Origin of the sequence: Acinetobacter sp. YH12254 (genome assembly GCF_013417415.1) — a bacterium.
Classification (GTDB): Bacteria; Pseudomonadota; Gammaproteobacteria; order Pseudomonadales; family Moraxellaceae; genus Acinetobacter; species Acinetobacter pseudolwoffii.
Window position 1 is genome coordinate 69,988 of the sequence record NZ_VPEB01000006.1, and the last position, 24,654, is coordinate 94,641.

Sequence of the window (24,654 nt, forward strand, 5' to 3'; positions counted from 1 at the left end):
ATAAAATGATTATTGAATTACCATATCGTCAAAGGCTGCTGATTCACCTGCTTCAGCCTGACGTAAAATACGTTTTGCTTGACCATTACTCGGAGAAGCAGACAATACTTCTCGAGCCAAAGATTTAGCCAAACCGTAGTTATTTGCATTTAATGCACGCTCTGCACGACTGAGCTGAGAATCAAAACGTGCTTCATTCTGACGACGTGCTGCTTCTGCTGCTAGTTTACGTGCAGCCTCTTCAGCTTTCTGACGTTCTATTTGAGCCTGTTCTGCCTGGCGTTGTGCATCTGCACGCTCACGCTCTGCTTGTGCTAAACGCTGTGCTTGCTCAACTTCTTGATGCATATTTTGCTGTGGAAAATTTTCAACTTCATTTTGTATAGTTTCACTTTCTATAGATGCTTCCAGCTCTTCTTCTTGTTGAAGATTAAATTCTTCAATCATCGATTCGATCTGTGGCAACAGCTCTAGGCCACCTACAAGTTCCGCATCAAGTTCTAATGCAGCAAGCAATGTCTGATGTGCTAACTCCAAGTTTCCAGCTTGCAAATACTCTTTTGCTAAAGTGAGTTTCTCTTTTGCAGAGGTGGCTTGCGCTTCTGCAGATACAACCAACTGCACAAAACTTGCATTAATTTTACATTCTGCCTGGTTGAGTTTGATGATACTCAATGCACGTGTCGGCATTTTTTCACTCAAAAAGCTACTAATTTCTGCATTTACATTTTCACAAGGATCAACCTGTGCCTCTTCGTCTATAGACACTTCTTCTTGTATATTTTCTTTACCACTAAACAAGAAAAAGATCACCATCAAAAGTACGATAAAGGCAATCGCAATATATTTAAAACTCGAGGTTTTTTGCTGTGGTGAATCTAACAGTGTAGGTTGACTGGTTGATGGTAGTTGTGGAGGGGTTACGATTGGAGCCGCAGGCTGTATCGGTTCAAGAGGCTCATCTGGTTCAGCATCTAAGACTGACAGATCACTTTGAAACTTGAGTTGATATTGTTCCAAACTTAAATATTCATTTGGAATATTTGCTAGATGCTTTAAACGTACAAAAATTCCTTCATTTTTTTTAAAGGCGTAACGATCATAAGTTCGCATGTTTTCAAGGGTCGAACCAACAATGATGACACCCACTAGCTCTTTATTGCCCTGCTTTGTGATGTGTTTAACTACAACCGATGAGTTTGATTTTTCTTCGATTTGAGCTTCATTTTGGCTTTGACTTCCAATTGAATCTTGATTTTCACTCAATGACTCTCTTGGAATGATTGGTATTTCCTTTGACTCTACAGGCGGAGTTTGGAGTTGAACGTCATGCAAAGTACCACAAAAAGGACAATATTTTACCTTGAGCTGTAGCTTCTGCTGACATTCAATACAAACCATCTCTTCGTTCTGCTTAGCCATGTTATTTAACCTATTACTTCTTTTTTGTGTTGAGCGTTGGCAGTATTGCCCTTTTTCAAGGACAATACTGCATGAGCAATTATTGTAAAATTGGCGGGATACTAGGAATTGGTGGCGGCACAGGTATTGCAAGCTCAGGGCATTGGGCAATTGCGATCCAATTAGCTAAACCTTCACGCCATACCATCGTTGCAGAGTTAATCTGTTGCTGCTGCAACATTTCAACTACTTTTGAATGAGGGTATGGTCCAAAGTTTTGCCCATTGATCGCAATATGATATTGATACTGGGGTTGCTGCAAAATTGGGGGTGGCATTGCGCCTGGAGTAGGTGGAGGTGTCATACCAGGCATCGCAAATGTCGCTATTGGTACTACATCTGCCATGCTATTTTTCACAAGAAGTTGTTCATGTATTTGTAGGATACTTGGTGACATATTCATCACCCACTTCAGGCGTCGACCTTTATTTGGTTCGCGAATTTCATCCTGATATGCATCTTCATCTGAATCTTTGAGTACTTCAGCCCATTTTTCCATTTCTTCGCGATATTCAGTTAATTCATATGCACGCTCGATCAATTCTTGAGGAATTTCCTTACGCTCAGCTAATTCGATCAGCTCTTTCTTTAATTCTTTTGCAATAGCACATGCAAAACCGACATGTTCAACTTGCGCACCCGTTTCATTTTGAACAAGACGAGGGGTATAAATCTCTCGTTCATAATGATCAACTAATGCAATTAGCATTGTTAAATTTGCATCACTGAGTGATTTAAATTTCTGCTGCACTTGATCATAAATGTTATCACGGTAAGTCTGAGGTAAACCATTTAAACGGAAACCACGTTCATTGCCTAAGCGACGCACATCGCCACGTGCGACCGCAAATTCATACTGCCCACTTGGAATCAAGCCTGGAACGTCACAACGCTTTAAAACACCCAACATCACTGCTTTTAAGTAGCATTTAAAATCATCAGCCAAGCTGTTTAATTCATCAGGTGTTGGTGCATATGGATGCTTGAATCGTGTTGAGTCAATATGCGTATGTAGTGGTGTTCTTTCACTTTCTTTACGGTAACTAGTACGCCAAGTCTCAATACCCCGTAAAATCGTAAGAGGAATACCTGATAGCTCGACATAGCAGACTGCTCGACCAGGTTCTCCGGTTTCGACAATCGACAATGCTTGAGCATTTAAGCCTAAACCACTTGGAATACATCCCGTCAGTTCATGTTTGTACTTTTTGCTAAATTGATCTGCACCATTCACACCGATAAAACATTTGAAACGGTCTGGTGGTGGGGTGAAATCACCGCCCATTTTGGCATCAACCCAAGGCATGGCACGCTGTAACCACTCAGTAAATACATTCTGACGTTCAACTACACTCATATTTTCAAGTGCTTTATACAATGCATCTTCTTCTTGATCATTTTGTTCAAAAATAACTAGACGACGCTCTGCCATGCGAATAATTTTAAGCAATAATGGTGTTTGCTGATCCGGGTCAACAAGAATTTTAAATAGCTCTTTTGAACCACCAAAATCCTTAAATGCTTCAGCCGCCCATTCACACATTAAACGAGGATCTATTTCACGCTCTTTTACATCGTCAGTTTCAATAATTTGTAAAGTTGCATGCTTGGTACGAATTTGTTGATGAATCACTTCGCGATCGTGATCAAGACGTTTCATCATATCTATGACAGACTCTTGACCACTTTGCAGGTCACCCATCACACCATTCCAAATTGTTTTTCCACTTTCATCCACACCCAAACTGTTACCTAACCAGTTTGAAATATCTTGCATCAGTTCAATGGCTTCTAAAGCTGCTTTTGCACGCAGGTGGAAAGAAAGAATATTTGCGATATCTTTACGCAGGTTATCCAACACTGCACGAGCTTGCTCTTCTTTATTCCCACCACCAAATATAGCTAAAAGCCCTTTACCCTTTGTTTCTTCTAAATCTTTCAGTTGCTTTTCATATTCATAAGTCAATAAGGCATCTTTAATCGCAGTATAACGATTGGCTGAATTTTTGAGCTGTAATGTAATACCTGAGTTAGCATTTTCAATACGGTCTTTAATTTGTTCGACTAGCGAAATCACATATTCGAAACCACCTTGTTCGTGATTATCTAAATATAAATATAAACGGCTTTCAATATCTTTTTTGAGACTTTCAAATAATGCTTTTCGACGTCGCATGACACGATCTTCAGCTGTATCTGCCATAGCATCTGTATTACGAATGACATCACGCATTAAGCTTTGCATTGTTTTGCGGACTTCATTTGCCCACTGTTCACGATCAATAATACTGATTTCACTAATACGCTGACTAACACGCTGACGTGTTTCTTCTGCGATATCTACTTCGACACCGTTCTGACCTGAGCGTAATAAAATATCTACAATTTCTAAATCCATAAATTCGGTATTTAACTCACGAATTTCTGGATTTTTTAATGTCGCAGCTGAAAACTCAGGAAGGTTATTAAATGGCACCAAATTGAGATTCATATTTTCGGCCATGAATGCATCACGCTTTTTTTCACTCGCCCGGTTAGCAGCAGGATTTGCGCTTGCTACACCAAAGAAGGCTTTAAGCATGTCCGCTGCCAAACTGTACGCATATTCATCATAGCGAGCACGACCAAGTGTGTCCAAAGTCGATTGACCAAATGCTGAATATGCACATGAATAATTCAATTTCATGTCACCAAAACGCCCTGTTGGTACAGGTGGTGCAAACATATGAATTTTATGTTGACGTTGATTTACTGCAACCGAACGTTTACGGTTGGCAAAGTCAGCAGAACGAAAATCCTCGAACAAAGTATCCGCAATCATTGAATACACGTCATTCATATTGTCCGTATGCTGGCGTGCGAGGTTACCGGAATCAATTAAATGAACTTCATCATACGGCTTCGATGCAAGCTGTGGACGATCATAATCATCCCATTTTTCAACATACTTTGAATGCCCAACCATTGCAGATTCAACTTCCATCAACGCTGCATAAGCATTGGCCTCAGTACGTGCTTTATTGGCACTTGAATAACCCGTCGGTAAGAACAACATCAACTCTACATCAGCAGCTTCAACTTCGTTGCTTGCTACCCATTTAGATAACCACCCCATATCCAAAAATGAACCTGATCCTGTACCACCCGCCACAGAACCCAAAACCACGATACGGAATTTACTTGTATCCAGCTGTAGATTTAATTTTCTCAGCATGTCATCGCGTGATAAACCTGCTTTTAATGTATTTAATTTTGAGCGAATTTTGTCACGTGTTTTTGGATATTTATCAAAGAAATATAAACGTGATACAGATCGAATCTGTCCCGCACCTTTTGCAGGATCAATGCCTAATTCACGAATTTTTCTCGGTGTTAACGGTAACCAATTTTGAATATGAGGATAACGACTCAGTGATGCATCATCACGGCTATATTTCTCAATATCAAAAGACTCTACAATTTTTTCATCATCCGTAAACTTGACTAAGTTATATTGCAAATCTTCAGTTTGTGCACGGCCACTATCAATAATTGCACCCTGATCTAAGTCAAAATGCATAAATTGTGCAATTGGAAACTGTGATAAGTTTTCTAAGCGAACATTATCACTGCCCCAACTTGCATTTAGAATACGACGACGTACACGCATCATCACTTCCATACCTGTACCACCGACACCAATATAAAGTGTTGGGCGGAGTTTTACGGTCTGCTCTGCTGCTTTGGCTGCAGTGCCTGTGTTGACATTTTGCGTTTCCGTCATTTTCTTCCCCTATTTTTGCTTATTTTTTAATTACTTAACTTATATTCAGTGCTTAAGCACGGCTTGATGTGAATGCCAGGACAGCACTTAGCAATGCAACAACACCTAATGGCCCCAAAATAAGCAGAGATAAGAATTTCACTGGATTGACTGCTGCCAAGACTGCACCAATGGCAACTGCAGCAAGGAAAATAAATAACCACCAACCTGCCATACTTGCTTTGCTCGGAGAAATACGTTTTTTTACCAAACTATTGCTGAAACCACGTTTTGCAAAAAAGAAAGCGATGAGAAGAACAACGATAATTCCTCCAGCAATCATGAGATCGCGAGAACCAGTTTCTTCTTGAACTGTTGGAACATTCACTGCTTGAACAGTTTGCGCTACTGTAGCTGTTTCAGTTTGAGCTTGTTCATCTGCTGTTGGTAAAACAAAACCGTTATTTGTATTTGACTCTGACATATATCCCCCTGGATGTTTATTAAACTTACTATTTAACGAAGTATTACACTAAATTTTTTATCTATAACTTGAACAGATGCGTCTGAAATACCACGTTTCACAATCGCAATTTCTTCCCCTGAATCACCATAAACACTCATCTTGGAAAATGGTTTTAATTGGATGGTTTGTTTTTTCAAGCCATTAACCCAAACATCGTATTTTTTACGTTTTGAACTCAATGCCAAAGCCAAAATGCCGAATACAAGTGCCAATAAAACCCCTGCAATCATGACTACAACTGGCCATAATGGATATTGCAAACGGAATTGCACAGGAATTGTGGCTGTGGAAGACTGAATACTTTGTGGTGCAACAAAGACATCCGATAAGGGGTCACCAGGAAATAAATTTTGCAAATTCTGTTTAAAATCTTCAGATAAGCTCAGCTTCTGCTCATACAGAGTCACGTCAATATTGGCAGGAATCGTAACTGCCTTACCCATTGCCTTAAACACTTCCCAAGACCATGGAGACACAATTAAATGCGAAGGAATTGGCACTTGAAATTCTAGCTTCGTGTTGTCTTTGGTCATCAAACGAATATCTGATTCAGAAATCTGAATCGGTGCTTGCATACCATTGGCCAATCTCAACTTTGCTTCAACGCGTGTTGCAGCAATGTTGTAAGGATAAAATTTGTTTTTTAGATCTGCTGTTAGCTTCAGTTCAGGAATAACATCTTTAGGTTCTAAATTAAAAACCAAGGTTTTTTGATCAGATGCTAAAGAAGCATGAATCGTAGACGAGTTTTTCACACCTGTTGGAATGAGTTGAACTGGTTCTTTGTCTAAAGGTTTTAACAATGCAGGTTGCTGGGTGAAAACCTTTTCCATTTGACCTGATTGAACCAAATGATTTAATTCAGTTTCAGCCTGATCACCATAAGCCAGGGCATAAACCATTAAGCCAGATGCATTAAAATGTTGTCCTTGCACAGGCATTTTTAATGGATATGCCATAACTTTGTTAATGGCAGGATCTAAATGTACCAGCTCATAGAATTCTTTATTGCGCTCAGCCGTAGCCGCATCATTATTTGGACTATTTTTATTGTTAGTAAAAATCCAAATAATGCCTGACTTTTTCGCAAATGGACCTGTAATCGTGGCAACGACAGCTTCTTTAAAATCGGTATCTGCATAGGCTTTATCAGATTTTTTCGCGATGCTCTGTTGGCTTAATTGCTGACTAATATTTTGTTTACCGGCGCCTTGATAAATCACCGTAGGTGATTTAGACACAGCATTGCTTTGGTTAAACATTGCTACCGCAATAGTGTCACTCGGTTGCGTGACGGTTTGAACCACAGCATTTACAAGTGGTTTTAATTGCGAGTTTTGATCTTGGTAAAAGGGTTCCATCCAACCAGAGTTTTGGACTAAAAATGCATGTTGTCCTGCACAAGTCAAAGATGATATAAGGCTAACTAAAGCCATTAATCCTATTTTCTTCATGCAGCAAGCTCCCAGCCTAAGATTTCAGTTAAGCTAGGGTTATAAAAATACAAAATGTTTTGATGAATAAAGAATCTTGACTGCAACGGCTTTTCAACTTGAACACGATGAAAATCTATGAGCCCATCATGCGTATCTATAAATAGCATAATATCCTGTTTAGACTCATCTGCAAGTTTCTGCTCAATACCTATATTTGTATCTGTATCAAAACTAAAACCTAAAATTAGTTGGTGCTTTTCATCCTCAATAAGTGGAACCGTAAAACGATGTGTTGGTTCAACACCAACTTTTTCTTTCCAAATATCTTTTACGTCAAGTTTGTCACCCAGGTAGAATTTTGAAAAGCCAGTGGTAAAACGAAATAAAGAAGGTTGTACATGTGGTTTTTCTGCATCGAGCTCGATATAACACCAAGGTCCTTTCTCAGCATTCTGACTTGTACAGAATTGGTAGAAATTACCTTTTCTATCATCATAAGGTGCGCCAAAACGAAAATCAGGCTTATATCCTGGTATCCACATCTCGTAAACGACCCTTAGCTCTTGATTATCAAGCCCCTCAAATTTTAAAATCAACTGGCCTGATTTACCAATCCAAATAATACGTCTATTGTCATACACTACTTTTTCAAAATAAATTTCTGATGCTGGATTATTTACTACTACTGATGTCTGCCGAGTAAGTACATCAACAACCTGCAGCTGATTATTGATCAACATTGGTTGTAATATTTTTTTATTCCAATATACAGGCATACCCAAACATGGATTATGTTCAGTCACATACTGCGTCTGATATCTCAACGATAACCCATCAATAATAACTCGTGCCAAACCAGCTTTAGTCGGAATATATAAATGAGGTGTTCCATCTGCACTCATAACACCTAAAAGGTGTAAATATTCTTCTATTGGTTCTGGGCAGCGCTCTAAACGCGGACCTTGATTACTTAAATCTAGCCATTCATTATTATATTGGCTCCAAATTGATAGACTTCCATTTACTTTATTCAATGCTATTAGCTGAGGAATATCTGTACCTGTTTTAATAGACACAAATTCAAAAATTCCTCTTGGCGGCATTTTAATTTTCAGTAGCGCATCATTACTGACATCAGGTTTACGTTCTAATTCTTTGAGTTGGCTACTCAATTGCAAGCCGTGATTATCCACATATTGACGACCATCATCATAATGTAAACTTTGCCCATAAGGTGCAAGCCAATATGAATCTGAATTGATTTTTGCTTTTTCTAGACGCTTACCCGTTTCAGGATCATACAAAAATTCAGAAGGATACATTTTCGCACCCAAACTTGGCAAATTAAGTAATTGCTTAACAAAGTGAGGATTCACATGATCTGCAATTCTTAAATTCGGCGTATTTTTTAAGGTATAACCGACTTTGTCATCTTGAACCCAAGTTCCGGATGCTAAATTCCACACTACTTTATCCTGATTATGAATCAAGACACACCCCATATTTTGAGTTTCTTTTGCAACATTCTAGACAGTTTTTTTTACTTTCAAACTATTTATTTGATTTTTTTTTAATAAAATTAGATAGTTAATATAACCTTAACAATGGACAAATATTATTTAACAAAAACTAACAAATTGTTTCATGTTTTATTTGAATTTTCCCATATAACGATTTAGTCAAAATAATCATCATTACATGAATCATGTTTAAGCCAATGACTCCATAATTTGAATTGCTGAATGATTTCGGTGGCTCAATTTATATGCACATAGTGAGATATAGATCTCACATAAAAAACCATTAATATTAGGGGCTTTAATTTTTACTAAATTGTATTGCCCCTATAACAGGTTTAATAAGGTTTCTATTTTATTGCGTTGTTTTAAATGAGATTCATTTGATACGGATAATTGAACAAGCCCCATGTTCTTTCCATGATAAGGTAATTAGATCAATACCTTCATCTTTAATCTGCTTTTTAAGTTTTGGCTGATGTCGGGCCACAAGCCTTTTTAAATTGGATAATGCTCTGATCTGCAATTTCTTCTAAATGGCTGGCATACCATTGCATCATATTTGTCCTGTCCTGCAGGTACTGGCGTTTGCCAAAAACAGGAAATACATGTTTTTCCAATGCACTTTTATTTCTGGTCATCGTGTCCTGCACCCAAGTATTCGCTTTGGTGTCTAACCATTCACGGGCCAGAACTTCAAAGGTGGCATTGTGCTGTTCTAGTTCTTGCCGTTTACGTTCTTGCTTGGTGATGATTGGATTATCGCCGTGTGAAATATCCTTAATGATTTCTCTGGCCTTTTTACGTGCGCCAGCTCCCGACAATTCAGGATAAGTACCGATGCCAAGCCGCGACCATTTGCCATTTGCCTTCTTGTATCTGAATAACCACGCTTTTTTACTATCAGGCTTTACACGGGAATATAAGCCTTCGCCGTCCAGCTCCCGATACTCTTTTGATTCAGGTTCCAGATTAGCTAATATGGTATCTGATAGCGGCCACTTTTTAATATCGGATCTTTTCATTTTTGTATCACTGCGGTTTCAATAATTATTGAATGACACAAAGTGTGATACATGATAAGCAATGCTGTAGATATTTATAATTCGTTATAAGTACCCGTAAAAAAGCCCTGAATCCTTTATAGATCTGGGCTTTCCAATTCATAAGTCATTATATAACGTCATGTGAATTTATAAATTTGGTGGAGGTGGCGACAATTGAACAAATCTTATAAGTTACTGTTTTATATTTATTAAATTTTACCTAAAAACTCCAGTGTACATGACAGTGTACAGATTATATGTTGCTGGCCTATTGTCTTCGGGTTTGGTTGTCATACTGGGTGATGAACTCAGGAGTTAAAAGCATTCTTTTTAGGCACTCCTCTGCTTTTTTATTGATGCACTCAGTTTGATTTTCTCTCCAGTCTTTATGAATAGGGAGGGGGATATTGAAAAGCTCAGGCTCTAGCTTATAAATGACCGCACCCTTAGGCACATTTTTACACGCGCGAAATTAAAAATTCAGGGTCTTGACACAATACAAGCAAGGTATAGCAAGGCTTTGCTTTTTTTGTGATGCTGATAATCTCTATTTTTCGGCTGTTTTCAGTGCTGTTTTTCTATCAGATAGGTGCTTATTTTGGCTTATTTTTAATGAATATCGGCCCTATCTCGCGCGCCCGCGCGTTTTCTTGATTATTGTCTGATGGTATAGCGGTTTGCTGTGTTTTTTCGCTCCCATCATTTAATTGAAGCGGAATAGAGTATTTAAAGCTGCTCCTCTTATTGGTGGCTCAGGTGTCCCGAAAATTTGGGAGATTGAACTAAGTATCTTTAAGCTACTCACTTGACCGCCCAGGTGGTGGAGCAAGTCACCCGGTCACCTTTCAAATGTGAGCAAGTTTGCTCATATCCCCCAGTGGGGGGAATGCTCCCGATCCGTCCGCCATTGGCGGTTATACCTGATCCGCTACTACACTTTAAATGTAGTTAAGAGATGCCCCCAAAGTTGGGGTTATCTTTATGAGTGACTGATAGTCACATGCAAAACTCACTTTTGAGGTCTGTCCATATTTGGACGCACCCACTCAACGCAATTTTTCGCTCAGTGAATACCGTTGCTCACTTTTGAGCATCGCTTTTATGGAGTGGTCATTTTGACCATACCCACACTGTGTGACTGTACGAAAGTTTCGTAGTTCATTAACCAACGCAATTTTTCGCTGGTCTACTACGGAAAACTCAGGTTTCGGAACAACTACGCGCGCGTGTAGGTGGACGCAATTTTGCGCCGTCCTACTTCAGAAAACTTCAGTTTTTCGGACTGCTTTAAAAAAGAAAACCTGATAAAACCTGAGATTCAGAACGGCGTACCTGTTAACATTTGTTGACATTCAAAACGCTGCGTTTGTTATCAATTGTTATGGTTTGAAATACTACAAAATACTACTTTCCACTGGCTGCTCGGACTTGTCAAAGCTAGTCAGCTTCAATACTGATAATTCACACGATGCCGATCTATTGGCCCATGCTAATAAACTGGATGATTTTAGCGGATGGGTTAAAGAACAATTGAATGAAGATATGACGCAAAAGAAAGGCTCACAATAGTGGGCTTTTTTAATGCCTGAAAGTTAGATCAATAAATACTCATGTCTACCGTTACACAGCCGGAAACTGTCCGTTTCTGACATTTCCTACTGTGCGTTTCTGACACGTTTTATTGTGCGTTTCTGACATATTTGGGGGTTTTTAACCGTCCGTTTCTGACATATTTGCTGTGCGTTTCTGACATTTTTCGCCGTCCTGTTCATCCTAGATAACTCACTAAGAATAGTGATAGTCAGTATTTGAACTTAACAAAACTTAACCTTTGAACTTGATATTTGTTTTACGTAGTTTTACAAGATAGGTATTCGTTAAAAACGGCGTAAACCTTGATATGACTATGTTTGAGCATGGTTTTAATGGTCTTTTTAATGTGGTGCTGTCAAAGTAAATCAAAGGTATGTTGTATATCTAAATTTTCCCTTTCAGATTTGGAGTCCAGTAGGGTGACATTTGAAATTCGACCCTTTGAAAGAGATGCTTTTATCTAATTAGACTGCACCGATCTAAAGCAATCTAAAGCTATTTATTCAGTTCTGGTGCAAATAATCTGCATGGTTATCTTGACCATTCAGCCAATAAAAAAGCTCCCCATATTTAGGGAGCTTCGATTAAAGCAATTGCAGCTCATCAGCTCGAATCTCGGTTATTTCCCGATCCGTTCCTTTACTGTCTTTCCACTTCCTTGTGCGTAGTGAGCCTTCGATATACGCCTTAATTAGACTATTTCTTTAAAAAAGATAGGGTGACGAATCACCCTGTTTAATTAACTCATGCCACCAGATAAAAGAAACTCTTTGGGTTCTTTGATGTGACCAAGCCATTCGAGTGTCTGTTCGTCTATAATCTCCGCTGCTCCTGGTGCATCACCTGCAATATCTTTAAGCCCTTCACCTATCTGGGTAATTGCCTGTCGTAGCTGCTTAGCATCCATCAGTCGTGTATCAACCATATGCTTAAGAATCTGGCCCATAAAGTGGGCATCCAGTTGACGGCGTTGTTTATTGTTAAAGCATTCATTCTCTAATTTGCGTAAACGCTGTTCTAATTCCATATTGCTACCCTTTTACCCTTCTTAATTCGTTATATATAAAACCACCTTGACGGCTTTCACGGCGGATAACTGCCATCATCGCAGAATCAAAGCCCTGTGCTAGTGCCTTCTGGCCTTTGGTGTCTATCTGTGCACCACTATCTGTAAAGGTGATGTGCTGTGTGATTTGTACGTTGCTATCACTGCCACTTGGTTTTACATCTATCCTAGGAATCTTAGGGTTAAATGCTGGAATAGGATCAGCCAGACCACCACCTGCAAAGCCGTTTTTAATTGAATGACGTAGTGCATAGAATCCCTCAGGACCACCCAACGCTCTAATTTCCTCCTGAGTTAAGACACCTTCACCTCTATGGACAAGTCCTGCAACTTCATACTTACCACCATAACCAGTCCAACCGCCTTCTGCAAAGTTTGCTGGTTGAGCTGCTTGGAGTAATGAAACAAAGGTCCCCGATTCAACCGCTGCCAGTGCTGCTGCTCCTGCCTTCTGCCATACAGTACCAGGCTCGTTTGCATAAGCATCTGAGGCTGATTTCCATACGTTCATACCTGCTTGAGATAAGGCGAATGCTCTTTGAGCAAAATACAATGCTCTGTATGCGGATGATGAGCTGTCGACCAACCCCATGAGAGCGCCGGCAAACTCAGTTCCATACTGAGCACCGTAATTCATCTGTAGGGCTAGTTTTTGTCGCTGAAAGTCTTCTTCAGTTATAAGCATCTGTTTACGAGCTTCAGCTAATAGTTCTATGTCCTGTTGGTATGGTGAGTCTTTCTCATCAAATCTGTCCTGATATTCTCCCCAAACATTTTCACGCTCTGCATTCTGCTCAATGCCTTGCTGAAGATTCACTTCCTTAATTTTTGCTTCTTTCATTTCAGGAGAGTAAGCAACTGTATTCAGAATCTCCTTTCTAACTACATCGTAATATTCCCGAGCATAGTCTCCAGCTGTCATGTACATCCGTTTTGTTTCGAGTAGCTCTTTTTCTTGTGCCAGTTTGAGAGCTGTATATCCACCTTCGTAGATTTCCTTTAATGCCTGAAGCTTGATTTCCTTCTGTTGGGCTGTAAGTTCCTTGTCTGCGCGTATTGATTGCTGGTCTAGGCTGTACTTGTACCGGAATGCCTCGTCTTCAGTTAATCGGTGCTGTGACACTTCCCAGGCGAATTGAAGTTCCTTGAGTTTAATTTCCTCATGAGTGAGTTCTTTAACCTTCTTGGCTGCCTTGGCTCTTCCTTCTGTTGCTTTTGCTGCCTTATTTTCCTTATCAATAACATCCTGTAAGCCTGTTGCTGTTGAAGCATTGCGCTGCTGAATCTCTCTAATTCCTCGCAATTGGCTTGATTTGGATGAACCCACCCGATTGTCTATATCATCCATCTTTGCCGCTGCATCGAGCGCTGTGGTGCTTATATCAGCCCTCATTTCAGCCAGAATGGATTTTGCTAACTGAAATTCACCTGAGACCAATGCTGATCCTGCTGCTGCCAGTCCTCCCAACCCTTTTCCGAAAACTTGAATTGAAGCTGTAGCACCGATTGCTACTTTCCCAATGCCCCGGATCGCGGTTCCTACACCCTCTGCCACTCCAGTGAACTGTAACCCCTGCTCTGATCCGCCCAAGAATGCGTCCGCTACATCTACGAAAGCTGGGATTACTGCTGTAACCAGTTGGTTTTTAGCACCCTGCATCTGTAGATCAAGCATGAACATTTGATCTTTAAGCGCCAAGGCTGCTTCTTTGGTCTGGTCTGTCATGATAAGGCCGGCACGTTCTGCCATATCACCATAGAGCTTCATGCCTTCGCCACCGTTCGCCAGTAGTGGGTAAAGGTCTGTCATGTCAGAGGCCATAGACTCAAGGTAGAAAGACATTTCTTGCTGACTTACACCTGCATCCTCCAGCTTATCAACATACATCTGCAATGCTTCCGGTCCAGATAGCTTCTGCATTTCCAGAATTAAGCCTTTAGCCTCTTGTGCACCGCCTTTCATGTCTCCAGATAGCTTGTCGAAAAAGTCCTTTCCTCCGCCTGCTCCTACGGCGGTTAATTCACCCATTTTTTCGTTAAAGTCTTTCATCATGTCTGAGAGCTTGTCACCCTCAATACCCATGGCACTAGCACCTACGGCCATCTTCTGAAATTCTTGTGTGGTAGTGTTCGCCCTATTCGCAAATATCTCTAGCTCTGCTGCTTGGTTAGCTGTTGATACCGCTAAGGACCCCAATGCCATTGCTGCACTACCTGCTATGCCTGCAATCGCCATCCCATACGTATTCACTTGTGCGCGCATGTTGTCGAAACTAATTTTTGTCTGTTTTTCTGCCTGCTGCATTGGCCCTGTAAAATTACCAATCTTTGTGACCAGGTCTAGAGTCAATGTTCCTAACGATGTCGCCATATAAACCTCCTAAACTTCTAAAGTATTATGGTTGATTTTCATAACCGCTCGTACTTCCAAAGTTTTTTTAATTTTTGATTAATCTTTGTTTTTCACCAAGTACATCTCAAAATAATTTCTATAGATGCATATAAACCTCCTCATAGTATTAATATTAAAAAAGCCCCCAACTAAGGAGGCCAATCTATTAAAGCAATTGCAGCGTTTCCGCTTTGATTTCTGTTATCTCACGCTCTATCCCTTTGCTGTCCTTCCACTTCCTTGTTTTTAGACTTCCCTCGATAAATACCTTTCCGCCCTTTTTAAGGTACTTGCTCGCAATCTCAGCCAATCGGTTGTTGGTGGTGATTCTGTGCCATTCTGTAGCCTCTTTGCGCTCGCCTGTGGTCTTGTCCTTCCAAAACTCAGTAGTTGCAACGCTGAAAGTCGTAAGGCTGCCACCGTTGGAGAATTGCTTAGTTTCAGGGTCACGGCCCAAAACGCCCATTACAGTTACTCTATTTAAATTTGGCATTCTTCAATTCTCAATTTATACATTCCCACTTATAGAAAACCTTGCGATTCTGCGATTTTTAGCTGTATGCCCTATATAGCTTGGCTTGGCGTTTCGCTTAGGATTTCCGACTTCTTGCGACTTTGCGATTTCTAAATGCGATTTTTATAGCCCTATACTCACTAATCGCAATAAATCGCAGCGTGTCGCAATCGAATCGCAACCTATTTGCGACTTTTAAGGCCTTTATTAGCAAGGCTTTCATGTCAAAAATCGCAGAATCTCAGCTATTTCAGTAATAATGGATTCAACTCAATGTATTGAGTTCGGTTAATAGTGGTTAATCTCACAAAATTATGGTCAACCAGTTCATCTAAACAACGGTTAAATTCCTTAACTGCTCTTAGCTTGGATGGTGCGCCCTTCAATGCAAGCGTTTTAGCAAGTTGGTTTGTCTGATCTGCATTACATTTATTAATTAAATAACGTGCAAGACGCTCCGCTTCCGTTTCGGTTTTAACCTCAATATCTGCATACATTGCCCATTCATTTAAAGAATGCTTAACGACCTCACAAGCTCCCTTTAGAGTTTTGGCATCAATCCACTGCAAGCCCTCAAAATAAGCGAATACAGTAGCTAAACGGCGCGCTAATTGACTGGCACGACTAGCGAACGCTTGTAGATACTCATAACGCTTCCCTTTGCCCTGTAATTCCTCAAACATATTGTAGAACGCTGCATCTACTTCCTTTGCTTCTTCATTCATAGGCAGAACATAACGCCCATTATGCAATTCATCCTCAGACTTCACATGAGGGCAGTCATCGAGTAAATATTCGCAGCGTGTCCAGTAGGCTATAAGCCTATGGTCTGTGCTTGCGTTTTTATTTCGATAGATTGCATCTTGTAGGCGTGTGCCTGCTAGGTTTTCGGGAATGGTTAGAATAAATCTAGGTAAAAAACCTTGTCCCCTTAACACTGGGTCTTTTAATGCCTCGGCTAGAACTTCATGCTGTCCCTGTAGATTGAATGTGAGCCTAACGTCATAAGCTCGGCCACTGCCATTTAGGTTCGACTTAGATCGGGTACGCTCCACAAAACCATCATCAAATAACTTGGCATAGCCTCCTAGTGCTTGGTTGCGTGTATCGGCTTTCATAGTATGGCCACCAAAAAACTGGCCTGCTTCATCACTTGCAATAGAGGCATTACTTAAAATGCCGTCAATATATAAGCCTGCAATAGATTCAAGAGTTATATCGCTGTATAGGGTGCTAGGGTCATTCGGTGGTGGATTCTCTGCACAGTATGCCTCACGGTCTTTTTTAGGTAGCCCAGCTTGTCCGCTTTTCCATTGCTCCAGCTCTTGTCTGTATGCCTCGTACTGTTTGCGCTCATGCTTAATGATGGCCTGATCTGCTAGGTTTCGGCTCGTACTCTTACGGCTTCCGCTTTGGCCTTCGGTCAGTAAAAATAAACTGCATGGCTCTCCCTGTGCATTAAATGGATGGGGGGCATTTACTTTAGCCTGGGCAATATGCGACATAGCACCAATAACACATTGGGCAGTCATGGCTATAGGTGACTGTACGTGTTCAGAAATGGCCTTTACCGCATCTTGTGCCAGTGGTGGTAGTGCATGGATCGGATAAGGATTTAAAACGGTTTCTGATTGAGATAATGGCAATAGCTCGCCCCACTCACTAGACTTGCTTAATAGCTCAATAGCCTCATCAAGAAACGCCCGTATTTCTGCTGTGTCTTCATCCTTAATAAATTGAAAATAGAATTCACTTACACCCACTTTCAAATACTGATTAAGCAATCTGACAGGTGTATTTTGCTCTAATGCTTTAAATGGCTCGAGCTGCAGTTGTTCAGGTCTGACAGGTAGATAAAGCTGTGTATATCCAGCCGCTGACAGTTGATTAATAACAAACTGGAACTGCTTAAAATCACCTGGCTTGAGCGCCGTCTGATGTTTGTTGCACAGTGTAGGTAGCACTACCAAAGCGACGGCGTACCCAGTGTGAGCGACTTTAAAGAATGACTCCAGGCTATAGGTGATAATGACAGGCTGGGTATGGTCAAAATCACCATACCTTGCAAAACCCTTGGCCAACCCGTCAGGCATAACAGACACACGCTGCCCATCTTGCATGACAGCACACTGTACAAGCTCCATTTGCCCATCATAGATAGGCAGAATCAAAGGCTGTGCATAGGTAACGCCGTTTATATCCACATTGCCATCATCGACATAGATCGGCTGCTCAGGACTGCCAAAACGCTGTATTAATGGATGTGATGAATAAGCATCATTAAACGATACAAGCTGTGTGCATTCGTTTAAAATGGCTTCGGGTGTTATTAGTTCTTTGGGGTGGTCATAATCAAGCATTGTGGCTGCCCCCTTCCATCACAGCATCAACCGCGGTTTCTAATGATTCTTTTAATTGTCCTACTGCTAAGAACAAGCCATGCATAGCTGCTGCTGTGTGGCCTTTGGATAAATAAAAATCTGCAAGTTCTTCAAGTGTGACCAAGATGCCAGTAGCCTGATTAATAAACATTGAAATATTTAACTTAGTTTTCGCACTAGCGCTCTCAATATCTTCTAAAGCACCATTTGCCAGCATTCCGCAAACGCTCATCATGGCCTTAGCCTTATTATCAGACAGGTCACGCTGGTCATAACTGACATACAAGCGAAATAATGAGCCTTCTAGCGACTCAAGAATGACTTGGGCATTTTCTAAAAGGTCTTGAGCTGTTTTATTGATTTGATTTGACATGATTAAGCCTCCTCACTTTCGAAAGCTAAAGGCAGGATCCGCTCGATCATTTCCAATTTTGTTTGAATTTCAGCAATAAGATTGGCGACAATTTCCGCTTTAATCACTAGTTTGTTGCCACCATCAAAACATTGAAAAGTAGCAATTGAAATATCCTTTGCACTGGCCACTAATTCATAAGCAACGTCTTGGGCATTCAAATGATTTGCTTCGGCATGGGGTGCAAAAAAGGCACTGGTGCTACCTAAAGATGGGTTATAGGTTTTTTTGATCTGATTCGACATGATTACACTCCCCCTACTTTTTTAAGCATTGAGGAAATGCGCTGAACTAATCCCTGCTTTTGTGCAAAGTCAGTAGATTGAATACGCTGGCGTGTAATTTGATGAATATTTTTAGGCATGATTAATGCGCTCCTGAGTTTGGAGCTCTGCCAATTACGACCAAGTAATTTAGGTGGCAAAGCTGAAAGGGGTTGGTCGACCAGTAACTCAGGTGACTGGCAAGCGCGAACGCTTCCCCCTCCAGCTCCGCCATAACATGCGAACGCATAGAGATATTACGCATACAAAAAAAGCCCGTTAAGCGGACTGTATGCGCTGAGTATTCATAGCCGACCAAAGCTAACTTTGAGATTTTGCCCAAAGCCCGATTAATATAACCATACTTGGGCGTGTTAGCAATATTGAATAACTTGTTTTTCATGCTTAAAGCTCCTCTTGTATGATTTCTAGGACTTCAATCATTTGTTCTTTGATTTCTGCCATTGAGAAGATGCGCCCCTCCTCAATATCAATAATTAAACCGACTGCAACATCATAGATATTGGCTAACCGCATTTCGTCATCGGTCATAGGCTGACTATCGGCTTGAGTTTCGGATTTAAAATCTATGATTTGGCTCATGCCTTCACCTCATTGAATACGGTTAATATTGATATTTGAATCAATCAAAACGCCGTCATTCGATAACCCGACCTGCTGGCGGTTACTCATCATTTGTAATAACTGCTGCTCTGCTTCTTCAGGGCTAATGTCGAAATGCTTTGCAATGTCCTCTAAACGGTACATAGGCTCGCCGTCATCCGTGTAACCGCTTGGCGGTGGCAATAGGTTTAACTCTTTTGCCTTTTGGTGCATCTCTGCTTTGATATGCTCGGGCGTGTAGTGCATTGTCAAAATAAGGGCTTGCTCAGTGATGGGGTGGTGTTCCCCATACTGTGCCAGCATCGCTTTATAGTGGTCGAAAGCCTTGAAAAACTCGGGGTTTACATGATTATTCACTGCATACCCCTTCAAAAGTTAGCTGTAAATTTGCTTTGCATGTTTCAATGCGGACGGCGTTTAAATGCTTTTCATGTTTACGGCGGTGCATACCTAAACTGTGAAATGTGCCTTTATCCTTAGATACCTTTTCTTGCATACATAAGCGGTTCAGCTCCTCATAAGCTATCTGCCGTGCTGAATATGAGCCAGTCTTGCGGATGCTTGGCAGTACCTCAGCAAATACCCAGTTTTGGAAATTAATTGCTTCGGGTTTATTGGATCGAAAAATGATGCGATAAAGATTAGGCTCATTAATAAATTTGAGCTTTTGAGTACCGCCATTTGTAAGGATGTGGCAATCCGCCACACCCTTTGTGTCTAACTCACGAAATAGTCGTGATGTACGGCTTATGTCTAAAGATTTATAAACATCGGTCAAACAAAACCATGGCTCTTTACTGTCATCTAGGACAATCCGAACGCCGTGTTCATTAAAATTAAAAATAGATGGGTTCATGACTGCACCTCTTTAAGCTCGTAACGTGCATGGGTGCCAATGCCTGAACTATTGCGCTCGTTATGAGTCACAATGTCATAACCTTGACGGCGTAGCTTTTCGATTATTGCGCTCAGGCGGTAGCAATTAAAAAGACGGATTGCATCCACCTGGGTAATGCTTCGCCCTTGCTTGATATGGCTTAAAACTTGATTTAATTGGGTGTTATTCATTGTTTAAGCCTCCATTGCTGCAAGGCTTTGCTTTTGGCTGTTATGCCACTCTACAAGCTCGGCATAGTCGAAATAGACTGGAGCCTGTTTGCTATCCCCTGTTTTGATTGGTCGCGGAAATGCTGCATCAGTACGCACGATATGGCGCAATGATTCGCGGCTTATGTCCAGTAGCTCACAAGCGGTTTTAAATTGGACGCGGATTGGTTTGATAGTCATAAAAAAACCCATATCTAGGAAAGAATATGGGTAAGTATGGGATTGATTTTTATTTAAATAAAACATGTGCGCCGTTGTTGTACAAGGTACATTGCACACTGTACAAAATGCGCCGCATCTTGCAAAAAGTTAACTTTTTTCTTTTGCTGCCTTAGATACTAATGAATAGATTTTTCTGTAGTTCGATTCATCAACCAAAGCATTCTGGTGTATATGATCTGCACACTCTGTATAGGTCGCCCAGTTACGAGTGAGCCATATCGCCTTGATTTCATCTTTTGTTTTATTGTCTTTTATTCTCGTAGTTTTATGCCTTTTCTGAGCAAGCACACGCATGCGATTACTTTTTCTTTCCTCTCTATCGATATAATTTTCAAAAATCTTGTGACACTGCTCACATAATTTCAGGCATCTATATAACTCGCATGTGAAAAATGGATGAAATCCATATCCATGCAGGCACCATATTAAATAGCGGTAAGCATACAGGGTGATAATTAAATAATTTTCAATAGGCCCATCTCCCTTAGCCTCATCATCTAAATGATTTATTATTTCTGTAAATTCATTATTAAAATTATCTGACTCAGCCTTAAGATCGATATATTCCAGTAATTCTCTTTTATATTTTTTTGGCTTAAAGTCTTTTTTTTCTCTTTTTAAATAGGTCATTAATAAATTAAAATTTCTGTTCATATCTTCGCGTAAATCGCGCTCAATTTTTTTGGTGGCTTTTTCTACTATTAATTGAGTTTTTAGGTTTAATTCATCCGAATTCATCGTTATTTATGCTTCCCACGGCGCACCCAAAAAAAATAGCTAAGTCAATCGAATGGGTGTTCGACTTTCGCCCCGTCAGGCTAGACTTAGCCATATAAATATAACCCATATTTACCTATATTTGTGCATATATTGGCTAGTAGTGCGACAAGTCTTGTCACTTGACCTTTTTGAATTGGATAATGCTTTGATCTGCTATTTCTTCTAAATGGCTTGCATACCATTGCATCATGTTTGCCCTATCCTGTAGGTACTGGGCCTTGTTATATACGCCTGCCACGCCGTCCTTTACGTGTGCCAGTGCTGCCTCAATATGACGTTCATCAAAACCACGATCGTTTAACAAGGTACTGGCAATATGCCTAAAACCGTGTGGTGTCTGTCTGCCCTCATACCCCATACGGCGCAAGGCCATAATAAAAACTGTGTCTGATTTCGGCTTGTTCTTATCCGATCTGCTCGGAAATAAATAGTCTGAATTGGTTTGGTAGGTCTGCAGCTCTTTTAATATCGCTACTGCTTGAGTAGATAGAGGCACAACATGCTCACGGCGTTTCTTCATGCGGTATTCGGGGATATTCCACAATCCTTGCTCTAGGTCGAACTCCTCCCATTTGGCTTCCCTTAACTCAGTAGGTCGGCAAAACAACATAGCTAAAAGCTGCAATCCCATCCGAACATCCATAGTCGGATAATTATTAATGGCTCTTAATAGTGCTGGTAGTTCCTGCTCGGTTACATGGGCCATGTTCTCTTTTTTGCCCTGTTGCAGATATTTTTGGATGCCTTCCACTGGGTTGTAATCCATTCGGCCAGTTACCTTCGCAAAATCGTATATATCACGACACATGGCGCGAACTCGGTTCACCTGCTCGTATATACCCTGCTTCTGCTGAATGCCTTTTAAGTGGTTCATCCACTCAATCGGTTTTATGGTGGTGTACAAGCGTTTACCAAAAATGGGAAATACATGTTTTTCCAATGCACTCTTATTTCGGGTCATAGTGTCCTGTACCCAGGTATTCGCTTTGGTGTCTAACCATTCACGGGCTAATACTTCAAAGGTGGCATTGTGCTGTTCTAGTTCTTGCCGTTTACGTTCTTGCTTAGTAATGATTGGGTTATCGCCGTGTGAAATATCCTTAATGATTTCTCTGGCCTTTTTACGTGCACCAGCTCCCGACAATTCAGGATAAGTACCGATACCCAACCACGACCATTTACCATCCGCTTTCTTATATCTAAATAACCATGCTTTTTTACCATCGGGCTTCACACGAAAATATAAGCCTTCGCCGTCCAGCTCCCGATATTCTTTTGACTCTGGGTCTAGGTTAGCTAGTACGGTATCTGATAAAGGTCTGCGTTTGATGTCGGTTCTTTTCATGAGCTTGTACACCCGTGAGTTCAATAAAATGTGCAATGTACAAGGCAGTGTACACCGTGCATGTACACTGTAGCTAGTTATATTTGGTTATGTTCAGGCAAGAAAAAAGGCTTAATCCCTTTAGAATCAAGCCTTTTCGCTTTAAACTTGGCATGTTTAGCCATGTTTTGTTTTGAATTTTGGTGGAGGTGGCGGGAGTTGAACCCGCGTCCGCCAGCACTACGCTCGAGAATACTACATGCTTAGATATCGTCTATTGTTTTAACTCTTTGTGACCCGACGAACAGGATACAAATCGCGATCCTCTTAGTTTAGTACAAAGCCCCGAGGCTTGGCTTTATACGGACTTGTGTGCGTGCGCTTCAGTCGGACTCTCTAACCACAAGTATTCGGAGAGGCGGACAAGCTGCCCTTAGGCAGCTAGAGCGTATGATTCGTCGTTTGCGACTAAAAAATGCAAATTTGATTTACGAGAGAAAATGCGCTCTCGGCATGCATCTATGAGTTTCATCACCAGCGTCGAAGCCAGAAACACCCCCAAAGTACAAGGCAATCATAGCATAGATGTCAAAAATTACGATGCATTTTCTAAACATTTACACAACTTGATGCGCTTAATTACATTATTGCGCTAATATTTTACTTTTCAAGCCGAATAACAGAAAAATTATGAGCTATTTACTGGCCCTAGATCAAGGAACCACATCGAGTCGGGCTATTATTTTTAATGAACATGGACAAATTCAGGCAACGGCTCAACGTGAAACCCATATTCAGACGCCACATTCAGGTTGGGTCGAACAGGATGCTCAGGAAATCTGGAGCACGCAGATTGCGGTGGTACAGCAAGCGCTTGCTACGGCGCGTATTCTCGCCAAAGATATTAAAGCCATTGGTCTGACCAATCAGCGCGAAACCACGGTGGTTTGGGATCGAAGAAATGGTAAACCGCTCGCGCCGGCCATCGTCTGGCAAGACCGTCGAACGTCTGACTGGTGTAACCAGCTGATTGAACAGGGCTGGATGACCAAAATTCAGCAAAAAACCGGTCTACGGATTGATCCTTATTTTAGTGCAGGAAAATTGGTCTGGTTTCTGGAGCATGTAGAAGGCGTACGTGAACTGGCTGAACAGGGTCATGTCGCTTTTGGTACTATCGATAGCTGGCTGATCTGGAACCTGACTCAAGGCGCAGAACATGTGATTGAAGCCAGCAATGCTTCCCGTACCATGCTGATGAATCTGCATCAACAAACTTGGGACGAAGAACTACTGGAGCTGTTTCATATTCCTGCTTCGGTCTTACCAAAAATTATTTCCTCGGATAATTATATCGCTGACACCGCTTCAGGTTTACTCGGTGCCAATATCCCCATTACCGGTATTCTAGGTGATCAGCAATCTGCACTGTTTGGTCAATCCTGTTTTGAAGTGGGGAGCGCAAAAAATACCTATGGCACCGGCTGTTTTATGCTGTTCAATACCGGTCAAGACATCCAGCTCAGTCAGAATAAACTGCTTTCTACCCTTGCCTGGCAAGCGCAGGGTCAAACCACCTATGCACTGGAAGGCAGCGTGTTTATGGCGGGTGCGGTAGTGCAATGGCTACGTGATGGTCTCGGGATTATTCAAAAAAGCAATGATATCGAAAAACTGGCCTGTAAAGTTGAGGATACCGACGGCGTGGTTTTGGTTCCGGCCTTTACCGGACTTGGCGCACCGCATTGGGACAGTGAAGCGCGTGCCCTGCTCTGTGGCATGTCTCGTGGTACGACTCAAGCGCATATCGCCCGAGCAGCCTTAGAATCAATCGCTTTTCAGGTATCGGATGTCCTCAGTGCAATGCAATCCGACATTGCCCACCCTTTAAAAGAATTACGGGTCGATGGCGGTGCCAGTAGCAATGACATGCTGATGCAGTTTCAGGCAGATATTCTCAATGTGCCGGTGCTACGTCCGAAAATACTGGAGTCTACCGCTTGGGGAGCAGCAGCCATGGCCGGATTAAAATCCGGAATATTTTCCAGTCTGGAGGAAATTTCGCAGTCTTGGCAACTTGAACATGCCTTTGAACCGAAAATGCAAAATGATGAACGTGAAGCTCATTTAGCCAAATGGCAGAAGGCCTTAAATCGGGCCAAATCAGATCTATAACCTGTATCGATCTGAAGGTCGAAAGCTAAAAAAGCACTGTTCAACAGTGCTTTTTATTTTCTATCTCTTACCC

Annotated in this window: 20 protein-coding genes, 1 other RNA gene and 3 pseudogenes; 1 reads left to right on the forward strand and 23 read right to left on the reverse strand. The window is 41.2% G+C overall.

The window, feature by feature from the left end; all coding sequences use genetic code 11:
- Positions 1 to 9 precede the first annotated feature (9 nt).
- The 23 genes and pseudogenes from FTV29_RS05935 to ssrA form a co-directional block, all read right to left on the reverse strand.
- Positions 10 to 1,422, reverse strand: coding sequence for a lipopolysaccharide assembly protein LapB (locus FTV29_RS05935; RefSeq protein ID WP_159138449.1), 1,413 nt, complete (start codon positions 1,420 to 1,422; stop codon positions 10 to 12).
- Positions 1,423 to 1,501: 79 nt separating this feature from the next.
- Entirely contained in the window at positions 1,502 to 5,224 is a 3,723-nt protein-coding gene (locus FTV29_RS05940) for a tubulin-like doman-containing protein (protein ID WP_159138450.1), read from the reverse strand.
- Between the two features lie 52 nt (positions 5,225 to 5,276).
- Positions 5,277 to 5,687: a hypothetical protein gene (locus tag FTV29_RS05945; protein ID WP_005096118.1), complete on the reverse strand. Its 411-nt coding sequence runs from the start codon at positions 5,685 to 5,687 to the stop codon at positions 5,277 to 5,279.
- Between the two features lie 32 nt (positions 5,688 to 5,719).
- Positions 5,720 to 7,183 (reverse strand): hypothetical protein, encoded by a 1,464-nt coding sequence (locus FTV29_RS05950; RefSeq protein WP_005096117.1) that lies wholly within the window; start codon positions 7,181 to 7,183, stop codon positions 5,720 to 5,722.
- Positions 7,180 to 8,631: a hypothetical protein gene (locus FTV29_RS05955; RefSeq protein ID WP_228127733.1), complete on the reverse strand. Its 1,452-nt coding sequence runs from the start codon at positions 8,629 to 8,631 to the stop codon at positions 7,180 to 7,182. Before FTV29_RS05955 ends, FTV29_RS05950 begins: the two co-directional genes overlap by 4 nt.
- A 243-nt stretch (positions 8,632 to 8,874) precedes the next feature.
- Positions 8,875 to 9,154 (reverse strand): annotated as a pseudogene (locus tag FTV29_RS15120) (IS982 family transposase); the annotation flags it as partial.
- A 52-nt stretch (positions 9,155 to 9,206) separates the two neighbouring features.
- A pseudogene (locus tag FTV29_RS05960) lies at positions 9,207 to 9,707 on the reverse strand (tyrosine-type recombinase/integrase); the annotation flags it as partial.
- 2,198 nt (positions 9,708 to 11,905) lie between these two features.
- Positions 11,906 to 12,010: pseudogene (locus FTV29_RS05965) on the reverse strand (single-stranded DNA-binding protein); the annotation flags it as partial.
- 50 nt (positions 12,011 to 12,060) lie between these two features.
- Positions 12,061 to 12,348: a hypothetical protein gene (locus FTV29_RS05970; protein WP_180075235.1), complete on the reverse strand. Its 288-nt coding sequence runs from the start codon at positions 12,346 to 12,348 to the stop codon at positions 12,061 to 12,063.
- Positions 12,349 to 12,352: 4 nt separating this feature from the next.
- Positions 12,353 to 14,758 carry a phage tail tape measure protein gene (locus tag FTV29_RS05975; protein ID WP_180075236.1) on the reverse strand — a complete coding sequence of 802 codons (2,406 nt, stop codon included), beginning with the start codon at positions 14,756 to 14,758 and terminating at the stop codon, positions 12,353 to 12,355.
- Between the two features lie 187 nt (positions 14,759 to 14,945).
- Entirely contained in the window at positions 14,946 to 15,272 is a 327-nt protein-coding gene (ssb, locus tag FTV29_RS05980; RefSeq protein ID WP_180075237.1) for a single-stranded DNA-binding protein, read from the reverse strand.
- 266 nt (positions 15,273 to 15,538) lie between these two features.
- Positions 15,539 to 17,653 carry a DUF3987 domain-containing protein gene (locus FTV29_RS05985; protein ID WP_180075238.1) on the reverse strand — a complete coding sequence of 705 codons (2,115 nt, stop codon included), beginning with the start codon at positions 17,651 to 17,653 and terminating at the stop codon, positions 15,539 to 15,541.
- Positions 17,646 to 18,047: a hypothetical protein gene (locus FTV29_RS05990; RefSeq protein ID WP_180075239.1), complete on the reverse strand. Its 402-nt coding sequence runs from the start codon at positions 18,045 to 18,047 to the stop codon at positions 17,646 to 17,648. The genes FTV29_RS05985 and FTV29_RS05990 overlap by 8 nt, the downstream gene beginning before the upstream one ends.
- A gap of 2 nt (positions 18,048 to 18,049) precedes the next feature.
- Entirely contained in the window at positions 18,050 to 18,331 is a 282-nt protein-coding gene (locus FTV29_RS05995; protein ID WP_180075240.1) for a hypothetical protein, read from the reverse strand.
- Positions 18,332 to 18,452: 121 nt separating this feature from the next.
- Entirely contained in the window at positions 18,453 to 18,752 is a 300-nt protein-coding gene (locus tag FTV29_RS06000; RefSeq protein WP_180075241.1) for a hypothetical protein, read from the reverse strand.
- Between the two features lie 2 nt (positions 18,753 to 18,754).
- Positions 18,755 to 18,952 (reverse strand): hypothetical protein, encoded by a 198-nt coding sequence (locus FTV29_RS06005; protein WP_180075242.1) that lies wholly within the window; start codon positions 18,950 to 18,952, stop codon positions 18,755 to 18,757.
- Between the two features lie 9 nt (positions 18,953 to 18,961).
- Positions 18,962 to 19,330, reverse strand: a complete 369-nt coding sequence (locus tag FTV29_RS06010) for a hypothetical protein (RefSeq protein ID WP_180075243.1) — start codon at positions 19,328 to 19,330, stop codon at positions 18,962 to 18,964.
- On the reverse strand, positions 19,323 to 19,829 hold the full coding sequence (locus FTV29_RS06015) for a BRO family protein (RefSeq protein ID WP_180075244.1): 507 nt from the start codon (positions 19,827 to 19,829) through the stop codon (positions 19,323 to 19,325). The genes FTV29_RS06010 and FTV29_RS06015 overlap by 8 nt, the downstream gene beginning before the upstream one ends.
- A complete protein-coding gene (locus tag FTV29_RS06020) occupies positions 19,826 to 20,041 on the reverse strand; it encodes a helix-turn-helix domain-containing protein (RefSeq protein WP_180075245.1) in 216 nt (71 codons plus the stop codon). The genes FTV29_RS06015 and FTV29_RS06020 overlap by 4 nt, the downstream gene beginning before the upstream one ends.
- 3 nt (positions 20,042 to 20,044) lie before the next feature.
- A complete protein-coding gene (locus tag FTV29_RS06025; RefSeq protein WP_180075246.1) occupies positions 20,045 to 20,260 on the reverse strand; it encodes a transcriptional regulator in 216 nt (71 codons plus the stop codon).
- Between the two features lie 129 nt (positions 20,261 to 20,389).
- The gene (locus FTV29_RS06030) at positions 20,390 to 21,040 is read right to left on the reverse strand and encodes a hypothetical protein (protein ID WP_180075247.1); all 651 of its coding nucleotides are present in this window, start codon (positions 21,038 to 21,040) and stop codon (positions 20,390 to 20,392) included.
- A gap of 157 nt (positions 21,041 to 21,197) precedes the next feature.
- On the reverse strand, positions 21,198 to 22,427 hold the full coding sequence (locus FTV29_RS06035; RefSeq protein ID WP_180075248.1) for a tyrosine-type recombinase/integrase: 1,230 nt from the start codon (positions 22,425 to 22,427) through the stop codon (positions 21,198 to 21,200).
- A gap of 180 nt (positions 22,428 to 22,607) precedes the next feature.
- Positions 22,608 to 22,966: a transfer-messenger RNA gene (gene ssrA / locus FTV29_RS06040) on the reverse strand.
- 130 nt (positions 22,967 to 23,096) lie between these two features.
- Between ssrA and glpK the strand changes: the two genes are divergently transcribed.
- Positions 23,097 to 24,581: a glycerol kinase GlpK gene (gene glpK / locus FTV29_RS06045; protein ID WP_180075249.1), complete on the forward strand. Its 1,485-nt coding sequence runs from the start codon at positions 23,097 to 23,099 to the stop codon at positions 24,579 to 24,581.
- Positions 24,582 to 24,654 lie beyond the last annotated feature (73 nt).

Excerpts from the sequence above, each read along its gene's own strand:
- FTV29_RS06035 (WP_180075248.1), bottom strand. The coding sequence starts at position 22,427 with ATGAAAAGAACCGACATCAAACGCAGACCTTTATCAGATACCGTACTA.
- FTV29_RS06020 (WP_180075245.1), bottom strand. The coding sequence starts at position 20,041 with ATGAATAACACCCAATTAAATCAAGTTTTAAGCCATATCAAGCAAGGG.
- FTV29_RS05985 (WP_180075238.1), bottom strand. The coding sequence starts at position 17,653 with ATGCTTGATTATGACCACCCCAAAGAACTAATAACACCCGAAGCCATT.
- glpK (WP_180075249.1), top strand. The coding sequence starts at position 23,097 with ATGAGCTATTTACTGGCCCTAGATCAAGGAACCACATCGAGTCGGGCT.
- FTV29_RS06005 (WP_180075242.1), bottom strand. The coding sequence starts at position 18,952 with ATGAGCCAAATCATAGATTTTAAATCCGAAACTCAAGCCGATAGTCAG.
- FTV29_RS06015 (WP_180075244.1), bottom strand. The coding sequence starts at position 19,829 with ATGAACCCATCTATTTTTAATTTTAATGAACACGGCGTTCGGATTGTC.
- ssb (WP_180075237.1), bottom strand. The coding sequence starts at position 15,272 with ATGCCAAATTTAAATAGAGTAACTGTAATGGGCGTTTTGGGCCGTGAC.
- FTV29_RS05950 (WP_005096117.1), bottom strand. The coding sequence starts at position 7,183 with ATGAAGAAAATAGGATTAATGGCTTTAGTTAGCCTTATATCATCTTTG.
- FTV29_RS05940 (WP_159138450.1), bottom strand. The coding sequence starts at position 5,224 with ATGACGGAAACGCAAAATGTCAACACAGGCACTGCAGCCAAAGCAGCA.
- FTV29_RS06000 (WP_180075241.1), bottom strand. The coding sequence starts at position 18,752 with ATGAAAAACAAGTTATTCAATATTGCTAACACGCCCAAGTATGGTTAT.
- FTV29_RS06025 (WP_180075246.1), bottom strand. The coding sequence starts at position 20,260 with ATGACTATCAAACCAATCCGCGTCCAATTTAAAACCGCTTGTGAGCTA.
- FTV29_RS05995 (WP_180075240.1), bottom strand. The coding sequence starts at position 18,331 with ATGTCGAATCAGATCAAAAAAACCTATAACCCATCTTTAGGTAGCACC.
- FTV29_RS05975 (WP_180075236.1), bottom strand. The coding sequence starts at position 14,758 with ATGGCGACATCGTTAGGAACATTGACTCTAGACCTGGTCACAAAGATT.
- FTV29_RS05945 (WP_005096118.1), bottom strand. The coding sequence starts at position 5,687 with ATGTCAGAGTCAAATACAAATAACGGTTTTGTTTTACCAACAGCAGAT.
- FTV29_RS06030 (WP_180075247.1), bottom strand. The coding sequence starts at position 21,040 with ATGAATTCGGATGAATTAAACCTAAAAACTCAATTAATAGTAGAAAAA.
- FTV29_RS05970 (WP_180075235.1), bottom strand. The coding sequence starts at position 12,348 with ATGGAATTAGAACAGCGTTTACGCAAATTAGAGAATGAATGCTTTAAC.
- FTV29_RS05935 (WP_159138449.1), bottom strand. The coding sequence starts at position 1,422 with ATGGCTAAGCAGAACGAAGAGATGGTTTGTATTGAATGTCAGCAGAAG.
- FTV29_RS05990 (WP_180075239.1), bottom strand. The coding sequence starts at position 18,047 with ATGTCAAATCAAATCAATAAAACAGCTCAAGACCTTTTAGAAAATGCC.